This window comes from Nocardioides sp. WJ219, assembly GCF_058559815.1.
In genome coordinates, this window is record NZ_JBZUJV010000001.1 from 304,160 (window position 1) to 321,542 (window position 17,383).

Annotated in this window: 15 protein-coding genes and 1 pseudogene; 8 read left to right on the forward strand and 8 right to left on the reverse strand. The window is 72.9% G+C overall.

Features of this window, described 5'->3' with window-relative positions; translation table 11 throughout:
• Nucleotides 1–8: 8 nt before the first annotated feature.
• Nucleotides 9–545, forward strand: a complete 537-nt coding sequence (gene pyrE / locus AC4MBH_RS01475; RefSeq protein WP_491792555.1) for an orotate phosphoribosyltransferase — start codon at nt 9–11, stop codon at nt 543–545.
• On the opposite strand, the gene AC4MBH_RS01480 is transcribed toward pyrE, so the two are convergent.
• Complete coding sequence (locus AC4MBH_RS01480; RefSeq protein ID WP_491792556.1) at nt 536–1,294, reverse strand: DedA family protein; 759 nt, start codon at nt 1,292–1,294, stop codon at nt 536–538. The two genes, pyrE and AC4MBH_RS01480, sit on opposite strands and share 10 nt — an antisense overlap.
• A gap of 92 nt (nt 1,295–1,386) precedes the next feature.
• Here AC4MBH_RS01480 and AC4MBH_RS01485 point away from each other — a divergent pair, with 92 nt between their 5' ends.
• Nucleotides 1,387–2,034, forward strand: a complete 648-nt coding sequence (locus AC4MBH_RS01485; RefSeq protein WP_491793054.1) for a TrmH family RNA methyltransferase — start codon at nt 1,387–1,389, stop codon at nt 2,032–2,034.
• 241 nt (nt 2,035–2,275) lie between these two features.
• Here AC4MBH_RS01485 and AC4MBH_RS01490 read toward each other — a convergent pair whose 3' ends face one another.
• From AC4MBH_RS01490 to AC4MBH_RS01510, 5 genes are all read right to left on the reverse strand, one after another.
• Nucleotides 2,276–3,043, reverse strand: a complete 768-nt coding sequence (locus tag AC4MBH_RS01490) for a septum formation family protein (protein WP_491792557.1) — start codon at nt 3,041–3,043, stop codon at nt 2,276–2,278.
• A 105-nt stretch (nt 3,044–3,148) separates the two neighbouring features.
• Nucleotides 3,149–5,248, reverse strand: coding sequence for a M14 family zinc carboxypeptidase (locus tag AC4MBH_RS01495; protein WP_491792558.1), 2,100 nt, complete (start codon nt 5,246–5,248; stop codon nt 3,149–3,151).
• Between the two features lie 54 nt (nt 5,249–5,302).
• A complete protein-coding gene (locus AC4MBH_RS01500) occupies nt 5,303–5,821 on the reverse strand; it encodes a SigE family RNA polymerase sigma factor (RefSeq protein ID WP_491792559.1) in 519 nt (172 codons plus the stop codon).
• The gene (locus AC4MBH_RS01505) at nt 5,818–6,420 is read right to left on the reverse strand and encodes a hypothetical protein (RefSeq protein ID WP_491792560.1); all 603 of its coding nucleotides are present in this window, start codon (nt 6,418–6,420) and stop codon (nt 5,818–5,820) included. The genes AC4MBH_RS01500 and AC4MBH_RS01505 overlap by 4 nt, the downstream gene beginning before the upstream one ends.
• The gene (locus tag AC4MBH_RS01510; RefSeq protein WP_491792561.1) at nt 6,417–6,929 is read right to left on the reverse strand and encodes a DUF2867 domain-containing protein; all 513 of its coding nucleotides are present in this window, start codon (nt 6,927–6,929) and stop codon (nt 6,417–6,419) included. The genes AC4MBH_RS01505 and AC4MBH_RS01510 overlap by 4 nt, the downstream gene beginning before the upstream one ends.
• A gap of 33 nt (nt 6,930–6,962) precedes the next feature.
• On the opposite strand from AC4MBH_RS01510, the gene fbaA reads away from it, so the two are divergent.
• The 4 genes and pseudogenes from fbaA to AC4MBH_RS01530 all read left to right on the forward strand — a co-directional run.
• Nucleotides 6,963–7,991 (forward strand): class II fructose-bisphosphate aldolase, encoded by a 1,029-nt coding sequence (gene fbaA / locus AC4MBH_RS01515; RefSeq protein WP_491792562.1) that lies wholly within the window; start codon nt 6,963–6,965, stop codon nt 7,989–7,991.
• Between the two features lie 14 nt (nt 7,992–8,005).
• A complete protein-coding gene (locus AC4MBH_RS01520; protein ID WP_491792563.1) occupies nt 8,006–9,676 on the forward strand; it encodes an alpha/beta hydrolase in 1,671 nt (556 codons plus the stop codon).
• Nucleotides 9,677–9,717: 41 nt separating this feature from the next.
• Entirely contained in the window at nt 9,718–10,134 is a 417-nt protein-coding gene (locus tag AC4MBH_RS01525; RefSeq protein ID WP_491792564.1) for a DUF3151 domain-containing protein, read from the forward strand.
• A 198-nt stretch (nt 10,135–10,332) separates the two neighbouring features.
• Nucleotides 10,333–10,467, forward strand: a pseudogene (locus AC4MBH_RS01530) (type IV toxin-antitoxin system AbiEi family antitoxin domain-containing protein); the annotation flags it as partial.
• Nucleotides 10,468–11,531: 1,064 nt separating this feature from the next.
• Here AC4MBH_RS01530 and lysS read toward each other — a convergent pair.
• Nucleotides 11,532–13,049, reverse strand: a complete 1,518-nt coding sequence (gene lysS, locus AC4MBH_RS01535) for a lysine--tRNA ligase (RefSeq protein WP_491792565.1) — start codon at nt 13,047–13,049, stop codon at nt 11,532–11,534.
• Nucleotides 13,050–13,071: 22 nt separating this feature from the next.
• Nucleotides 13,072–13,986: a diacylglycerol/lipid kinase family protein gene (locus tag AC4MBH_RS01540; protein WP_491792566.1), complete on the reverse strand. Its 915-nt coding sequence runs from the start codon at nt 13,984–13,986 to the stop codon at nt 13,072–13,074.
• Nucleotides 13,987–14,266: 280 nt separating this feature from the next.
• Here AC4MBH_RS01540 and AC4MBH_RS01545 point away from each other — a divergent pair, with 280 nt between their 5' ends.
• Both AC4MBH_RS01545 and AC4MBH_RS01550 read left to right on the forward strand, forming a co-directional pair.
• Nucleotides 14,267–15,982, forward strand: a complete 1,716-nt coding sequence (locus AC4MBH_RS01545) for an Ig-like domain repeat protein (RefSeq protein WP_491792567.1) — start codon at nt 14,267–14,269, stop codon at nt 15,980–15,982.
• 110 nt (nt 15,983–16,092) lie between these two features.
• On the forward strand, nt 16,093–17,376 hold the full coding sequence (locus tag AC4MBH_RS01550; protein WP_491792568.1) for an adenylosuccinate synthase: 1,284 nt from the start codon (nt 16,093–16,095) through the stop codon (nt 17,374–17,376).
• Nucleotides 17,377–17,383 lie beyond the last annotated feature (7 nt).

Consider the following 17,383-nt stretch of genomic DNA (forward strand, 5'->3'; position numbering starts at 1 on the left):
TCTCAGCCATGACCACGACCGACGACTCGCTCGCCGCCGACATCGACGCCACGTGCCGCCTGCACGGCGAGTTCACCCTCCGCTCCGGCCAGGTCTCCGACACCTACTTCGACAAGTACCTGTTCGAGGCCGACCCGCTCCTGCTGGCGCGCGTGGCCCGCGAGATGGTCCAGCTCCTCCCGCACGACACCGACCTGCTCGGTGGTCTCGAGCTCGGGGGCATCCCGCTGGTCACCTCGGTCAGCGGCATCACCGGCACCCCGGCGCTGTTCGTGCGCAAGGAGGCCAAGACCTACGGCACCGCCAAGCTCGCCGAGGGTCCGCCGTACGACGGCAAGCGGGTCACGCTGGTCGAGGACGTCATCACCACCGGCGGCGCCGTGCGCGACGCCGCGCGGGCGCTGCGCGAGGCCGGCGCGATCGTCGAGGTGGTCGTCTGCGCGATCGACCGCAGCCCCGCCGGTTCGGACCCGCTCGCCGACGTCGGCCTCGAGGTCCGCTCGGTGCTCACCCGCGCCGACCTCGACGCGGCCGCTCAGGCCTGAGGTCGGCCGGCGACGTCGCCGGTGTCGGTCTCAGACGCCTCGGCGAGCGGCGACGCCTCGCCGTGGAGGTGCAGCTCGCCGCGGTGCTTCCAGTACTCGTAGACGATCGGCATCACCGTGAACACCGCGATCGCGATCGCGGCGTAGTCGATGTTGTTGCCGATGAACTCGACCTGGCCCAGGAAGTAGCCGAGGAGGACGATGCTGACGACCCACGCCACGGCGCCGACGAAGCTCCAGACGAAGAAGCGCCGCCGCTCCATCAGGGTCACGCCGGCGACGACGGTGATGTAGGTGCGCACGAACGGGACGAACCGGCCGATGACGAGCGCACGGTTGCCGTGCCGCTCGAAGAAGGCGGAGGTGTTGTCGAGGTACTTGCGCTTGAGGATGCGTCCGTCGCGCTGGTAGAGGGGCGGCCCGATCTTGCGCCCGATCTCGTAGCCCACGACGTTGCCCAGGAACGCCGCGATGACGAGCAGCACGCATGCCGCCGCCAGCTCCACCAACGGCTCGCCGGTGCCGAGCACCTCGATCTGCTCACCCTCGGAGCCGGCGATGAACAGGCCCAGGGCGAAGAGCAGGGTGTCACCCGGCAGGAACGGGAAGAACAGCCCGCACTCGACGAACACGATGAGCAGGCTGATCCACAGGAACGTGTCGCCGTAGTCGCCGATGAGGTGGGCCGGTTCGAGGAAGTCGATACCGAAGAGCATCGGGGTCAGGGTGTCGGTAACGGCCGCAATCACGCCTGAACCGTACCTGTCGTAGGGTCGCCCGCGTGCCAGCGGACGACCCTGATCTTCCCCTGGGTCCGACCCCCCGCGCGCCGTACGACCCGATGCCGCACGGTCCTGCCGAGGTCGGCGTCGGGCCCTGGGAGGGCCCGTGGCCCACCGGCCCCGGCAGCGAGGTGTACGACGCCGCGCTGCTGGCCGAGGGTGACCGCCGCAACGTGGTCGACCGCTACCGCTACTGGAGCCTCGAGGCGATCCGCGCCGACCTCGACACCCGCCGCCACGACTTCCACGTCGCGATCGAGAACTGGCAGCACGACTTCAACATCGGCACCATCGTCCGCTCGGCCAACGCCTTCCTCGCCGCGGAGGTGCACATCGTCGGCAACCGGCGCTGGAACCGGCGCGGCGCGATGGTCACCGACCGTTACCAGCACGTGCGGCACCACGAGACGGTCGCCGACCTGGCGTCCTACCTCGGGGGTCTCGGTGTGCCGCTGTGGGGCATCGACAACCTGCCGGGCTCGGCGCACCTCGAGACCATGGCCGTGCCTCGTCAGATCTGCTTCCTGTTCGGCCAGGAGGGGCCGGGGCTCTCGGAGTCGGCGCGCGCAGCCTGCGCCGGCACCTTCTCGATCGCCCAGTTCGGCTCGACCCGCTCGATCAACGCCTCCGCCGCCGCCGCGATCACCATGCACGCCTGGATCCGCGCGCACGCCGACCTCACCGGCGACGTCGCCTGGCGCGGCTGACCCCGATGGTGACGTCGCCTGGCTCGCCTGACCCCGACGGTGGTTGAGGAAGGCGCGCTAGCGCCTGTCTCGAAACCACCGCAGGGTCGAGTCAGCCCCGGTGGTCTCGAGACGGCCGTGGCCGGCCTCCTCGACCAGCGTCGGTCACCGACGGTGGTCGAGCGAGGCGGACGGTGGTTGAGGAAGGCGCGCTAGCGCCTGTCTCGAGACCACCGCAGGGTCACGCCCGGCCCGACCCGGACTAGCGCTGGGTGACGTCGACGCAGCTGACGATCTTGTAGCCGCCGCGCCACTCCGACCGCGTCGGCTTGACGTAGACCCAGCGCCTGGCGTCGCTGGCGCGCGAGCAGCGCCGGACGGCGGCCCGGTCGAAGGCGCGCTTGGCCGGGTAGGCCTTGCCCCTCATCGCGAACGCCAGCGTGGCGCGGTAGCCGTGCGCGCGGGTGCAGACCGTGACGTCGAACCCGCGGCGGGTGTAGCACCGCGCCTCGGCGTCCGGCGGGGTGGCGCTTCGCACGGCCGGGACCCGCGCGACCCGCGGCAGCGGGGCGAGCGCGTTGCTGCCGCCCAGCAGCACGAGGTCACAGCGCACCCAGCGGGCGCCGCGCTGCTGCTCGGACACCGTCGGGACGAAGATCCCGTAGGAGTAGGCCGACATGACGCGCCGCTTGGTGTCGGGGCTCACCGTGCGGCGGAAGACCGGGCTGCAGACCTCGGTGGCGAAGCGGCCGACCTCGGCGAAGCTGGAGAGGTCGACACCCGCGGGCGCGTTGCGGACCACGAACGTGCGCGAGGTGTGGTTCCCGTTGCACGCGACGGCGGGGTCGGGGTCGGCGGCGCGCAGGTACTCGGCGTAGCTCAACGCGTGGCAGCTGCCGACCTCCGGCGGGACGGGGAAGATGCCCTCCGCGGCGGCGGCGCGCGCCGTCCCGGGGGCGGTGAGCACGGCGCCGGCGACGCCGACGGCCAGGAGGGTGCCGAGCAGGGCGCGCAGCGGGGATCGGGTCACGGTGGACTCCTTCGTCCGAGAGATGAGGCCGAGCGCGAGGACCGTAGACGACGATCGCCCGGTCTCGCAGGAGAACCGGGCGATCGCCGAGGCGTACGACGCGCGTCAGCGCCGGCAGCCCCGCAGGTCGAGCCGCTTGACCTGCCCGCGGTCGACGTGGACCTGCTGGGTGTCGAGGACCTTGCCCCGTCGCAGGCACGTCAGCGTGTAGCGCTCGCGCTTGCCGGGGGTGGTGCGGGTGGTGCTGGCGAACAGCGAGGCCTTCACGGTGTGCGACGGCGTGACCGAGGCGTAGTTGACGACCCGCAGCACGTAGGTGCCCGGCGTCGCGTCGGTGACCACCGCCTGCTCCTTCTCACCGGGGGCGTTGCCCGACGACGCCACCTCGACCAGCCGGCCGCGCACCATCTTGAGGACCTTCAGGTCGAGGTCGTCCGGCGTCGGCCAGTCGAGGTCGACGCGGAGCACCGCGGCCTTCCGGCGCACGACGTACTCGTAGCTGGTCGTGCTGCTCGGGGCGGTCGCCCCGCCGGTGAAGGTCTCGGTGGCGAACGGCGTGCGGGCGATCACCTGGTAGGTGCGCGGGCGCACGACCGGACGGGTCGAGGGGTTGACCAGCCAGTCGACCTCGCCGCTGCGGCCGACGGTCATCCGGGTGTCGACGAAGTCGGCGAACGAGCCCTCCCACGTCGGCGAGCGGAACGTCTTGCGCAGGCGGAGCACCGTGCCCGGCTTGGTGCGCCCGGTGAGCACGCCGCTGTGGCGGCGGTCGACGGCGTGCTCGAGGGCCACCAGGTAGGCCCCGCGGTTGCCCTTGCCGGCGTACCGCCCGGAGCCGACGTACTGGTCGACGACGGCGGGGTACGGCGGGTGGAACTCGTCTGGCCCGATCTCGAACGTGTAGCCGAAGCCGCCGGTGGCGTTGTAGCTGTAGTCCTCGGTGGTGCCGGTGGTGTCGTAGAGCTGCCAGCCGTGGATGTTGGCGTAGCCGTTCTGGGCGGTCATCCGGGCGCCGAGCCGCTTGAGCGACTGCTCGTCGGGCGCGTCGCCGACCGGCAGCCCGTCGGCGCCGGTGGTGGCGGGGTTGACGCCGTTGGGGCGCAGCACCAGGTCGCCGAACGTGTGGTTGCTGATCATCATCGTGATGTTGCGGGTGCGGACCAGGTCGCGGACGTTCTGCGTCTCCGGCTCGGAGAACGCCGCCGCCCCGCGGTACGTCGGGTCGACGGGCAGCGTGCTGGCCCCCGGGCCGCCCCAGAAGCCGCCGTAGTTGCGGTTGAGGTCGACCCCGGCGCCGTAGCCGCCGGGCGTCGCGAGCAGCGCGTAGCAGGTGCCCTTGGGGAACGTCCGGCCGTCGACGATGCGGCAGTTCTTGCGCATGTAGGCACGCCCGGGCGTGCCCAGGATGGCGCCGGTGCCGCCGCCGTCGACGTCGCGCAGGTCGATGTACTCGCCGTCGCGACGCGAGATGTGGAAGCCGTCGACGTTGACGACCGGGACCACGATGACGCGGGCGCGGTCGAGCAGCCGGGTGATCCGGTCGTTCCGGCCGTAGCCCTGGGCCAGGTCGATGGCGAACTCCATCGCCAGCTCGCCCGAGGGCCACTCGCGGGCGTGGTGCACCCCCATCAGCAGGAACGTCGGCTGCCCCGAGCTCGGCTTGTGCACGTTGCGGCCGATCTCGACGCCGTAGACGTCACGGCCGTTGAGGCTGCGCCGCTTCAGCTTGATGTGCTTGACGATCCGCGGGTAGCGCTTCTCCAACCGGTCCATGTCGCGCTTGTAGTCGACCAGCGTGCGGTAGCCGGTGCGGCCCGAGGGCAGCGGCGAGCGGCCGACCCGGGCGGCGTACGCCGCGTCGAGCTCGCGGACCTGCAGCCCGCGCTCGACGAGGTCGGAGATGCGCACGTCGTAGGACAGGCCCGAGCGCTCGAGCGCCGCCAGCTCGGCCGGGGCGTGCACGACGACCTCCACGTAGTCGCGGCCGGCGTGCTCGGTGAGGTCGAGCCCGAGGGCGACCAGGCGCTCCTTGTCGGCGGGGGTCGGGGTGTCGACGGTGATCAGCGACGGGTGGAACTCCGTGGCCACCTTGGCGACGGTCGACCGCTGCGGCGGCCCGGCCTCGGTCGGCGGCGAGGCGAGCAGGCCGGCCGCGAGCACGGCGGCGGCGACGAACGGGACGGCGCGAGGGACACGGCGGGTCACGGGGCACTCCTGGGACGGTGGGCTTTGTCGGACAACGCGTCACCGCCCCGGAGGTCACGCGCCGGCGGTCCCCCCGCCCACCGGGTCGGCCGGCGCGAGGGCCGCGCGCAGCGCCGTCACCCCGCGCGAGGTGTGGCTCTTGACCGTGCCCTCGGAGATGCCGAGCTCGGCGGCGGTCTCCTCGACGGAGAGGCCGAGCCAGTGCCGCAGGACGACGGTCTTGCGCTGCATCGCCGGCAGTGCCTGCAGCGCCTCGAACAGCGCACTGTGCTCCTCGACCGCCAGACCTGCGCGGGCCTCCGTGTCGTGGCCGTCGAGACCCGGGTGCTCGCGGCGCCACGGACGCCGGTGCTCGTCGATGTCGGCCCGCACGATTATCTGGCGGACGTAGGCCTCCTCGCGCCCGTCGCGTCGGACCCGCGGCCAGGCGACGTAGAGCTTGGTCAGCGCGGTCTGCAGCAGGTCGTCGGCGCGGTGCCAGTCGCCGCAGACGGCGTAGGCGATGCGGCGCAGGTGGGCCTGCCGGGCGCTGACGAAGTCGGTGAACTCCTGGTCGCGGCGGGCGTCCCTCACCGCTGCCCCTCGGCGTCCGCGCGCGGCGTCGCCTCGGGGAGGCCGACGACCGTGCTGCCGTCAATCCCGCAGATCGGGGCCGACCGCTCACCGTCCGGGGCGGTGCCCGTGACGGACTCGTGGGGGAGCAGGAGCCGGTCCGAGGCGGGGTCGTACCGCAGCTCGACGTCGACCTCGGAGAACTCGACCCGGTGCTCATCGGGGTCGACGTCGGCGAACGCGCGCATGGTGGCCGTGCAGTCGACGGCGTCCACGCAGATGCCGGAGCGCGGCGCGTCGTCGCAGGAGGGGAGGGCCTCGGACTCGAGCCGGTACTCGGGCGACGGGGTGGCGTCGACGTCCGGTGTCGCGGACGGCGTCGCGGACGGTCCGACGGCCGGCTCGACGGCGGTGGACGCGCCGCCCGGCCCGCCGAGGAGGGCCGCCACCACGGAGGCGGCGGCGACCGCCCCGACCAGGCCGGAGCCGGAGGCCAGACGCCGTCGCCGGAGCGCCCGGCGCGCCGGCACCAGCCTCTCGGTCGCCGACGGAGCCGGTGGGCCGTCGCCGAAGGAGCCGTCGAGCAGGTCGCGGAGGTCGTCGTCCAGGGGTGCGGTCACACCTGGTCTACGGAGTCCGACCCCGACCGGTTGTCATGGCGACGAAGGATCGTCAGCAGGTGCAGCACCAGCAGCTCCGAGACGGTCTCGCGCGCCGGCAGGTCGACCAGCTCGTAGACCCGGCCGACGACGCCGCGCGGGCTGAGGGTGACGTCGAGCTGCACCTCGGAGCCGTCGTCGTGGGGCTCGACACGCACCTCGAGCGTCACGCGACCCGGGGAGCGCACCTGGGCGACCAGCACCAGCCGGTGCTCGGTGCGGTCGGCGGTCACGACCTGCCAGAACCCGACCAGGTCGCCGCTGCGCAGCAGGGGACGCCCCGGTGGTCGGCGGCGCAGCGCCGGGCCCAGGGCGAGGCGGTCGATCCAGCGCCGCACGACCAGCGGCGCGGCGTCGACGTACCACTGCGGTCCGGTCTCGCCGGAGGCCACGACGGCCCAGGCGTCGTCGGGCTCGAGGGTCACGACGGCGGAGCGGCTCGAGGTGTGGAGGGTCCGGCGTCGTCGCATGCCAGCGAGGCTACGGGGCACTACGTTGACACCATGCCTATCGCCACCCCCGAGAAGTACGCCGAGATGCTCGACGCCGCCAAGTCCGGCGCCTACGCGTTCCCCGCCATCAACGTGTCGTCGTCGCAGACGCTCAACGCCGCCCTCAAGGGCTTCGCCGACGCCGGCAGCGACGGCATCGTCCAGGTCTCCACCGGTGGCGCGGAGTACCTGTCCGGTCCGTCGGTCAAGGACATGGTCACCGGGTCGGTGGCCTTTGCGGCGTACGCCGCCGAGGTCGCGAAGAACTACCCCGTCAACATCGCGCTGCACACCGACCACTGCCCCCAGGACAAGCTCGACGGGTTCGTCCGGCCGCTGCTCGACCTGTCGATCGAGCGGGTCAAGGGTGGCCAGGCGCCGCTGTTCCAGTCGCACATGTGGGACGGGTCGGCGGTGCCGCTGGAGGAGAACCTCACGATCGCCTCCGAGCTGCTGGAGAAGTGCATCGCCGCCAAGATCATCCTCGAGATCGAGGTCGGCGTGGTCGGTGGTGAGGAGGACGGCGTCGAGAACGCCATCAACGACAAGCTCTACTCCACCCCCGACGACGCGATCGCCACCGCCAAGGCGCTGGGCTACGGCGAGCGCGGCTACTACATGACCGCGCTGACCTTCGGCAACGTGCACGGCGTCTACAAGCCGGGCAACGTCAAGCTGCGTCCCTCCGTGCTGCGCGACGCGCAGGCCGCGGTCGTGGGGGAGTTCGGGCTCGAGGAGGGCGCCAAGCCCTTCCACCTGGTCTTCCACGGCGGCTCGGGTTCCTCGCCCGAGGAGATCGCCGAGGCCCTCGACTACGGCGTGGTCAAGATGAACGTCGACACCGACACCCAGTACGCCTTCACCCGGCCGGTCGCCGCCCACATGTTCGGCAGCTACGACGGCGTGCTCAAGGTCGACGGCGAGGTCGGCAACAAGAAGGCCTACGACCCGCGTGCCTGGGGCAAGGCCGCCGAGGCCGGCATGGCCGCCCGCGTCGTCGAGGCCTGCGAGCACCTCCGCTCGGCCGGCAAGACGCTCTGACGGGCGGTCGGACCATGCGCTCTCGGGGTCGTGCTCGTCTCGTCGTCCTGGCCGTCGCCTCGCTCGTGGCCGGCCTGCTCGTGGCCACCTCGCCGGTGGCCCCGACCTCCGCCGCCGGCGTGCGCGACCGCGCGCCCGAGGCGGCGGTGACCGCCCGCGCCGTCGTCCCCCGGGTCGCGTGGCACGAGTGCGCGTACTTCTACGGCCCGGACATCGACCGGCGCCTGGAGTGCGCCACCGTCAAGGTGCCGCTCGACCACGACCGGCCCCACGGCGCGACCACCCCGCTGCTCGTCTCCCGGCTCAAGGCGTCGGGCCCGGGCCGCCGCATCGGCACCCTGTTCGTCAACCCCGGCGGCCCGGGTGGGTCGTCGGCCGACTTCGTCGTGTCCGCAGCGCTCGAGCTCGGACCGCAGGCGCAGCAGCGCTTCGACATCGTCGGGATCGACCCGCGCGGCGTCGGCGGCAGCGGACGCACCGTCTGCCGCGGACGGGTGTCCTACCCGCCCGCGGAGTTCCCGGTGGGGCGCCGGCAGGTGCGGCAGTGGCTCGCCGCCGACGACGACCTGCGCCGCGCCTGCGCGCGCGACCGGAGCCGGCTGGTCGACCACGCCACCACCGCCGACGTCGCCCGCGACATGGAGCTGGTGCGGCGCGCCCTCGGCGACCGCCGGCTGACCTACTACGGCATCTCCTACGGCAGCTACCTCGGCGCGACCTACGCCGCGATGTACCCCCGGCGCGTCCGCGCGCTCGTCATCGACGGCGTCCTCGACCCCGTCGCGTGGTCCGGCAGCACGCGGGGCCCCGTGCACCAGCCGCAGACCACGCGGCTGCGCAGCGGGTACGGCGCCTACGAGGCCCTGACCGCGGCGCTCACCGAGTGCGACCGGGTGGGGTCGCGGCGCTGCCCGATCGCGCCCGGTGCGCTGACCACCTGGAAGCGCATCCTCGAGGCCGCGCGGGAGGGCCGCCTCGAGGTCGAGGGCGAGCCGCTGACCTACCAGACCGTCGTCGGGCTCGCGCTCGGCGCGCTCTACGACCGGCGCTCGATCCAGCCGCTGACCCGGTTCCTCGCCGAGCTCGACGCCGGTCTCGACACGCTCGCCACCCGCCGCGGCGGCGACGATCGCGTCGACGTGGCCGCCTCGCCGGCCTACCGCCACGTGGTCGCGGCGGCCGAGGAGCTGCGGCGCCGCGGCCCTTACGCCGCCCCGCAGCCGACGGCGTCCCGCGCGGCGGCCCCGGTGAGCAACGTGCTGTTCCCGGCGGTGCTGTGCAGCGACGGACGCAACCCGCGCCCGTCGTACCGCTGGGAGAAGGCGGCCAGGCGGGCCGACCGGCTCACGCCGTGGTTCGGCCGGCTGTGGACCTGGAGCTCGTCGCCGTGCGCCGAGCGGGGCATCGGCTCCAGCGCCGACGCGTTCCGCGGGCCGTGGCGCACGCGGACGTCGTACCCGCTGCTCGTGGTGGGCAACACCCACGACCCGGCCACGCCGGTCAGCGGCGCCCGGCGCGCGCACGCGCTGTTCACCGACTCGGTGCTGCTGACCAACGACGCGTGGGGCCACGGCGCGCTCGGCGGCGGGAAGTGCGTCACCCGGGCGATGACGCGCTACCTGGTGCACCGCGCGCTGCCCGCCGACGGGACGGTCTGCCGGCAGCCGCAGCCCCTGTTCCGCTGAGGCGTTTCACGCATCGGGGAGCGGGCCGCGATGATGGGGCCATGAGCTCCTTCGGCGACCTGATGGCCGGCCCTCCGCCCACCCACCTGCCCCCCGACCCGGCGACCGACGCCCTGTCCACCGGCTCCTCGCCGGTCGACACCGTGCGCGCCTTCCCCGCCTCCCCGGTGGCGTGGGCCGCCCTCGCCTCCGAGGCGGTGGCCACCGGCCTCGACCCCGTCACCGTCTACGCCTACGCCCGCGTCGGCTACCACCGCTCCCTCGACCTGCTGCGCCGCAACGGCTGGAAGGGCCACGGCCCCGTCCCGTGGGAGCACGAACCCAACCGCGGCTTCCTGGTCTGCCTCTCCCTCCTCGCCAAGGCCGCCCGCACCATCGGTGAGGACGAGGAGTGGGTCCGCTGCGCCGAGTTCCTCCGCGACTCCAGCCCCACGGCGTACGACGAGCTGCTGGGCTGACGCGGTCGGGCGGCGCGGCGAGCGGGCAGTAACTCACCGTTCGACGTACTTGCCCGCCCGAATGCGGGCGGGTAAGTGAGCCCGACGGTGAGGTAGTCGGCGCCCGGCGGCTCGACAGCGCCGCCCGGTCCACGAGCTCCTCCACAGGCCCGGCGCCAGCGGCTGCGCGTCGGCGCCGCAACGGGCACGATCCCGCCCATGGATCCTCGCGTCGTGGCCAAGCTCGCCACCAGCGGCGGCCTGATCACCCGCGCCGAGGCGCTCGACCTGGGGGTCAGCCCGACGTACATCACCGGCTACCTCCGTCGCGACGAGTGGGTCGTGGTGCACCGCGGCGTGTACGCCGACGGCGAGGTCTGGAGGTCGCTCGACGCCTACCGCGGCCGGCCGCTGATGCGCGCCCGCGCCGCCGTGCTGGCGATGAAGCGCAGCTGGGTGCTCAGTCACGACTCCGCGGCACACGCCCTCGGGCTTGAGGTGCTGCGGCCCGAGCGGGCCTACGCCCACATCACCCGCCCCGGGTTCACCAACGCCTGGACCAAGGGCGACGTCAAGCACCACCTCGCGCGCTACCGCGCCGCGCAGGTGGCCGTCGTCGACGGCCACCCGACGCTCGACATGGCTCGGACCGTGTGCGACGTCGCGCGCGAGCACGGCCAGCGGGCCGGGTTGGTCACGGCCGACTCGGCGCTGCGCAGGGGGGTCGGTCGCGGCGACCTGTGGGAGGCGGTCGACGTGATGCGGCACTGGCCCCACGTCACCACGGTCCGCCGGGTCATCGACCTGGCCGACGCGCGGGCCGAGTCTGCGGCCGAGTCCCTGGCCCGCGACTTCGTGATCGGCCTCGGGATCGGCGACGTGGACCCCCAGTTCCCGATCCGGCTCGCGGACGGCGGGCTCGCCTGGTGCGACCTCCGGGTCGGCAACCACGTCTTCGAGGTCCACGGCCGGGTCAAGGTGCTGACACCCGAGCAGGGTGGCGTCGCCGACCGCAGCGCGCGGAGCGTGCTGTTCGACGAGCGCAAGCGCGAGCGGCTGGTGACGGCGGAGGGCGTCGGGCTGACCAACCTCTCTACTACGAGGACTTCTTCGGCCAGGCCCGCGACCGTGCGGCCACGCGTGCCCGGGCCGACTGGGACGCGTCCGTACGCCGCCACGGCGCCGAGCTCCACCCGCACCTCGCGCGCAACGCTCGCGAGCTGCGGGAGCGGTTCGGGCGTCGCGACGCCGTCTGAGGTGGCGGTCGCTGGTCGCCGTACCGCGCCGGGTGGGGGGTGCCGGGTGGGGCACTACCTCACCGTCCGACCGACTTACCCGCCCGAATGCGGGCGGGTAAGTGCACCGGACGGTGAGTTACTTGCGACCGACCCGACCCACCCGACCGACCCCCGCCGCCACTACCGCGACTCGGCCCGCAGGTGGGGGAACAGGATGGTCTCGCGGATGCCGACGCCGGTCAGGAGCATGACGAGCCGGTCGATGCCGAGGCCGGTGCCGCCCATGGGTGGGGCGCCGTACTCGAGTGCCCGCAGGAAGTCCTCGTCGAGCTGCATGGCCTCGGGGTCGCCGCCGGCGGCGAGGAGAGACTGCTCGACCAGCCGCTCGCGCTGGATGACGGGGTCGACGAGCTCGGTGTACGACGGCGCGAGCTCGACGCCGCCGATGATCAGGTCCCACGCCTCGACCAGGCCGGGCTTGCTGCGGTGCTCGCGGGCGAGGGGGCGGACCGAGACGGGGTAGTCGCAGACGAAGGTGGGCTGCAGCAGGGTCTCCTCGACCAGCTGCTCGAACATCTCCAGGATGATCTCGCCGGCACCCCAGCCGGGCTTGAGGTCGATGCCGCGGGCGTCGCAGATCGCGCGGAGCCGGGCGGCGTTGTCGTCGGTCTCGTCGGTGGAGATCTCCTCGCCGATCGCGTGACCGATGCCCTCGGCGATCGGCAGCCAGCGCCACTCGCCGGACAGGTCGATCTCGCGACCCTTGAAGTCGGTCACCACCGTGCCGACCCCGGCCGCCTCGGCGGCGTTGAGGACGACGGCGCGCGTGCGCTCGGCGGCGGTGTGCTGGTCGCCGTAGGCCTCGTAGAACTCCAGCATCGTGAACTCGGGGGAGTGCGTGGAGTCGGAGCCCTCGTTGCGGAAGATCCGGCCGATCTCGTAGACCCGGTCGACCCCGCCCACGACGGCACGCTTGAGGTACAGCTCGAGCGCGATGCGCAGCGTGACCTCCTGGTCGAAGGCGTTCATGTGGGTGCGGAACGGCCGGGCCGCGGCCCCGCCGTGCACGGTCTGGAGCATCGGGGTCTCGACCTCGAGGAACCCGGCGTCGTCGAGGGTCGTGCGCACCGAGCGGAGCACGGCGGCCCGGGTGCGCACCATGTCGCGCGCCTCCTGGCGCACGATCAGGTCGGCGTACCGCTGCCGGACCCGCGACTCCTCCGAGAGCTCCTTGTGCAGCACCGGCAGCGGCCGCAGCGCCTTGGACGCCATCTGCCAGGACGACGCCATCACCGACAGCTCGCCGCGGCGCGAGGAGATGACGCGCCCGGAGACGAACACGTGGTCGCCCAGGTCGACCGAGCGCTTCCACGACTCGAGCGCCTCCTCGCCGACCTCGGCCAGCGACAGCATCACCTGGAGCCGGGTGCCGACGCCTTCCTGCAGCGTGGCGAAGCAGAGCTTGCCGGTGTTGCGCACGAACATCACGCGACCGGCGACGCCGACGACGTCCTGGGTCTCCTCACCGGTCTCGAGGTGCGCCCAGCCGGCACGCACCTCGGCCAGCGTGTGGGTGCGGGGGACGCCGACGGGGTAGGGCTCGTGGCCCTCGGCGAGCAGGCGCTCCCGCTTCTCCCGGCGCACGGCCTCCTGGGAGAGGTCGTCCTCGGAGGGGTCGGCGGGCTCGGCGCTGCTCATCCCCCAACGCTATCGAGCGCGGTCACGGGAGCACCATCGAGTACGCCGCCGGCAGCAGCGTCCACGAGCGGTGGCGCTCGGGCCCGTCGATCTCGCCGTCGGCGCTGATCCAGAACGCCTCGCCGCTGACCGAGACCCGGGTGCCGCGCCGGGTGTCGACGTCGTCGCGTTCGTGGTGGCTGCCGAGCCCGAGGCGGGCGCCGTACGCCAGTCGCGCCAGCGGACTGGTGGCGCGGGAGATCAGCACGTCGATGCGGCCGTCCTCGGGGTCGGCGTCGGGCGTGAGCTCGGTGCCACCGCCGACCGAGGACCCGTTGCCCAGCGCCACCATCAGCACCTCGGTGTCGAAGTCGGTGACCACCTCGCCGTCGACCTCGACCCGCAGCCGCAGCACCGGTGGCCGCCAGGCGGTGATCAGGGCGCCGATCGGGTAGCCGATCCGGCCGAGGTTGAGGCCGCCGACACCGAACGCCGCGAGCCGGTGCTTCCACCGGTGCCCCCGGCGGCTCGCGGCCGCCCCGGCCCCGACGTGGACGCTGTTGACCACGATCTCCCCGACCTCGTCGACGATGAGGTCGAGCGGCCGGACGGTCCCGGAGAGCAGCACGTGGGCGGCGTCCTCGACGTCGAGCGGGAGGCCGATGCCGCGGGCGAAGTCGTTGCCGGTGCCGAGCGGCAGCAGGCCGAGGACGTTCTTGCCGAGGTCGTTGCGGCGGTGCAGGGCCGCCACCACGGCGTGCAGGGAGCCGTCGCCGCCGGCCACGACGATGGTCCGCGACCCGGCCCGGTGCAGCACGCCGTCGAGCTCGCCCGGCTCGGACGTCGCCTCGACCTCCACCGAGACGTGGGGACGCAGGACGGCCAGCGCGCGCTCGAGGTTGGCCTCGTCGGACGTGCCGGCTCCGCTGTTGGTGATCACCAGGAGGGGCTCCGTCATGGCCGCCATTGTGGTGGTACGCGGCCGCCGGGAGGTGACCGCCCTCGCGCGTCGCCGTGGAACTCCTGACGCCACCCGTCGGTCGGTCGCACCCACCCCAGTGCCGGCATGGCCCGAACGGGCCATGCCGCCTCCCCAAATCAAGGGGCATAACCCTGGCCGTCCGGTCAGGAATGCCGGTTGTGCCTAGCGTCACAGCGTTGCTCAAGGGTCGAGCAGCAGGCCGGAACGTCGGCCACACGTCACGGCCTCGTGGGGGGCCGTTCTGGGAGGAAAACACATGCGTCATCACCCCTTGCTCCGCGGCAGCCGCACCGTCGCCGGTCTCGGCGCCGGTCTGGTCGCCGCCTCCGGGCTCGCGCTCGTCAACTCGCCGTCCGCCGGCGCCGCGGCGTCCGACGAGACCGTGCTCTCGCACACCATGACCTTCGGCGACACGCGCGCCACCGGTCACAACGACTTCGTCGACGACGGCGTCCGCGTCTGGACCGAGGGCGCCACCGGCACCGACAAGGCCGCCGGCTACTTCGACGCCGACCAGGCGCTCACCGAGGCCGCCGCCGTCGAGCCGACGATGACGTGGACGGCGACCCCGGGCACGACCAACACCGTGCGCCCCGGCATGCAGCTCGTCACCGACTTCAACGACGACGGCGTCGTGGACGGCATCCTGGTCGGCGAGCCGACCTACGCCGACGGCAGCAACCTGTACGGCGACCGGTGGTGGCTGTCCAACAGCTCGGCGCAGTTCGTCAAGGACGCCGCGCCGGCCACCGGCGGCGGCTACGGCTCGACGTGGCACGGCACCCTCGACCAGTGGTCGGCCGCCTTCACGAGCGCCCGGGCCGTCTACGGCGGCTGGTCGCTCGGGTCGGGTGTCAAGGGCGACGGCGTCATCTCGCAGATCACCGTCGGCGAGACCGCCTACACCTTCGAGAAGTCCCCCCAGCCGACCCCCACGGTCCTCTACGCCAACGACGTCGACACCTCCGAGACCCGCGCGACCGGGCACAACGACTTCCGCGAGGAGGGCGGTGTGCACGTCTACACCGAGGGCACCACGTCGACCGACAAGGCCGCCGGCTACTTCGCCACCGACGTGCCGCTGGCCGAGTCCGGCGAGCCCCGGCTGGAGTGGACCGGGTCGGCCGCCCGGCCCGGCACCCAGCTCGGTGTCGACTTCAACGGCGACGGCACCGAGGACGGCATCCTCGTCGGCGAGCCCATCTACGGCAACGACTGGTGGCTGACCAACGGCTCGCAGCAGTTCGTCAAGGACGCCGCCCCCTCCCACACCGGCGGATCGGGCACCGACAACCACGGCGTCCTGGCCCAGTGGCGCACCGCCTTCCCGCAGGCCACCATCGTCCGCGCGGGCTGGTCGCTCGGCTCCGGTGTCCTCGGCAACGGCGTGATCGGCAAGATCACCGTCGGCCTGGAAGAGCTCACCTTCTCCGGCGCCAACCGCGCCCCGCAGGCGCCCGACGCCACCGCGGTCACCCCGGCCGGTGTCCCGGTCTCGATCGAGCTGGCCGGCACCGACGCCGACGGCGACGAGCTCACCTACGACGCCGAGCGGGGCTCCGTCGACGGCAACGTGCTGACCTTCCCGACCCCGGACGACGTCACGGGCGTCCTCACGTTCGACTACACCGTCTCCGACGGCACCGACACCACCGAGGGCCTGGTCGCCATCCGCGTGGTCAGGGCCGTCTCGGTCGTCGACCTCACCGTGACCCCCCAGAAGCTGAACACCTCCACGCGCGGCGCCAGGGCCAGCGTCTCGGTCGAGTCGACCGGCCGGGTGGGCGGCGTCGTGCGGTTCTTCGACGGCGCGAAGCGGATCGGCCTCGCCGAGGTCAAGCGCAACGGCACCGCCTCGCTGCGCCTCGGCCGTCTCGACCGCGGCCAGCACGAGTTCCGCGCGGTCTACGCCGGCAACAGCTTCACGCGCCCCGCCGAGGACCGGAGCAAGAAGTTCGTCAAGCGAGGCTGACGCCGCCGTGAGCGCCGTTCCTTGGTAGCGTGGCGCCGCAAGAGGCCCCGGGTGCACTTGTGCCCCGGGGCTTTTGCGTCGTCCGACCCCGAACCGAAGCGGAGTGCTTGATGCCGGCCATCGCGATCATTGGCGCCCAGTGGGGCGACGAGGGCAAGGGCAAGGCCACCGACCTGCTCGGCAGCCGCGTCGACCACGTGGTCAAGTTCAACGGCGGCAACAACGCCGGCCACACGGTGGTGATCGGGGACGAGAAGTACGCCCTGCACCTGCTGCCCTCCGGCATCCTCAGCCCCAACTGCACGCCGGTCATCGGCAACGGCGTCGTCGTCGACGTCGAGGTGCTGTTCGAGGAGCTCGACGCCCTCACCGCCCGCGGCGTCGACGTCAGCAAGCTCAAGGTCAGCGCCAACGCCCACGTCATCCCGAGCTACAACAAGGCCGTCGACAAGGTGACCGAGCGGTTCCTCGGCTCGCGCCGCCTCGGCACGACCGGGCGCGGCATCGGCCCGACGTACGCCGACAAGATGAACCGCATCGGCATCCGCGTCCAGGACCTCTTCGACGAGAGCATCCTGCGCAAGAAGGTCGAGGGCGCCCTCGACCTCAAGGGCCAGGTGCTCACCAAGATCTACAACCGCCGCGCGCCCGAGATCGACGAGATCGTCGAGGAGCTGCTGGCCTACGCCGAGCGGCTGGCCCCGATGGTCTGCGACACCGGCCTGTTCCTCAACCAGGCGCTCGACGCCGGCGACACGGTGCTGCTCGAGGCCGGCCAGGCGACCCTGCTCGACGTCGACCACGGCACCTACCCGTTCGTCACCTCGTCGTCGTGCACCGCCGCCGGCGCCTGCACCGGCTCCGGCATCCCGCCGATGCGCCTCGACCAGGTGATCGCGATCGTCAAGGCCTACACGACCCGTGTCGGTGAGGGCCCGTTCCCGACCGAGCTGTTCGACGACGCCGGCGAGCACCTGCGCAAGATCGGTGCCGAGTACGGCACGACCACCGGCCGCCCGCGCCGCTGCGGCTGGTACGACGCCGTCATCGCCCGCTACGCCGCCCGGGTCAACGGCGTCACCGACTTCGTGCTCACCAAGCTCGACGTGCTGACCGGGCTCGAGCAGGTGCCGGTCTGCGTGGCCTACGACGTCGGCGGCGTGCGCCACGACGAGATGCCGGTCAACCAGAGCGACTTCCACCACGCGGTGCCGATCTACGAGTACCTCCCCGGCTGGTGGGAGGACATCTCCGAGTGCCGCACCTTCGAGGAGCTGCCGGCCAACGCGCGGGCCTACGTCGAGGCCGTCGAGGCGATGTCGGGAGCCCGGATCTCGGTGGTCGGCGTCGGCCCCTCCCGCGCCGCGACGATCGTGCGGCACGAGCTGCTCTGAGCCGTCG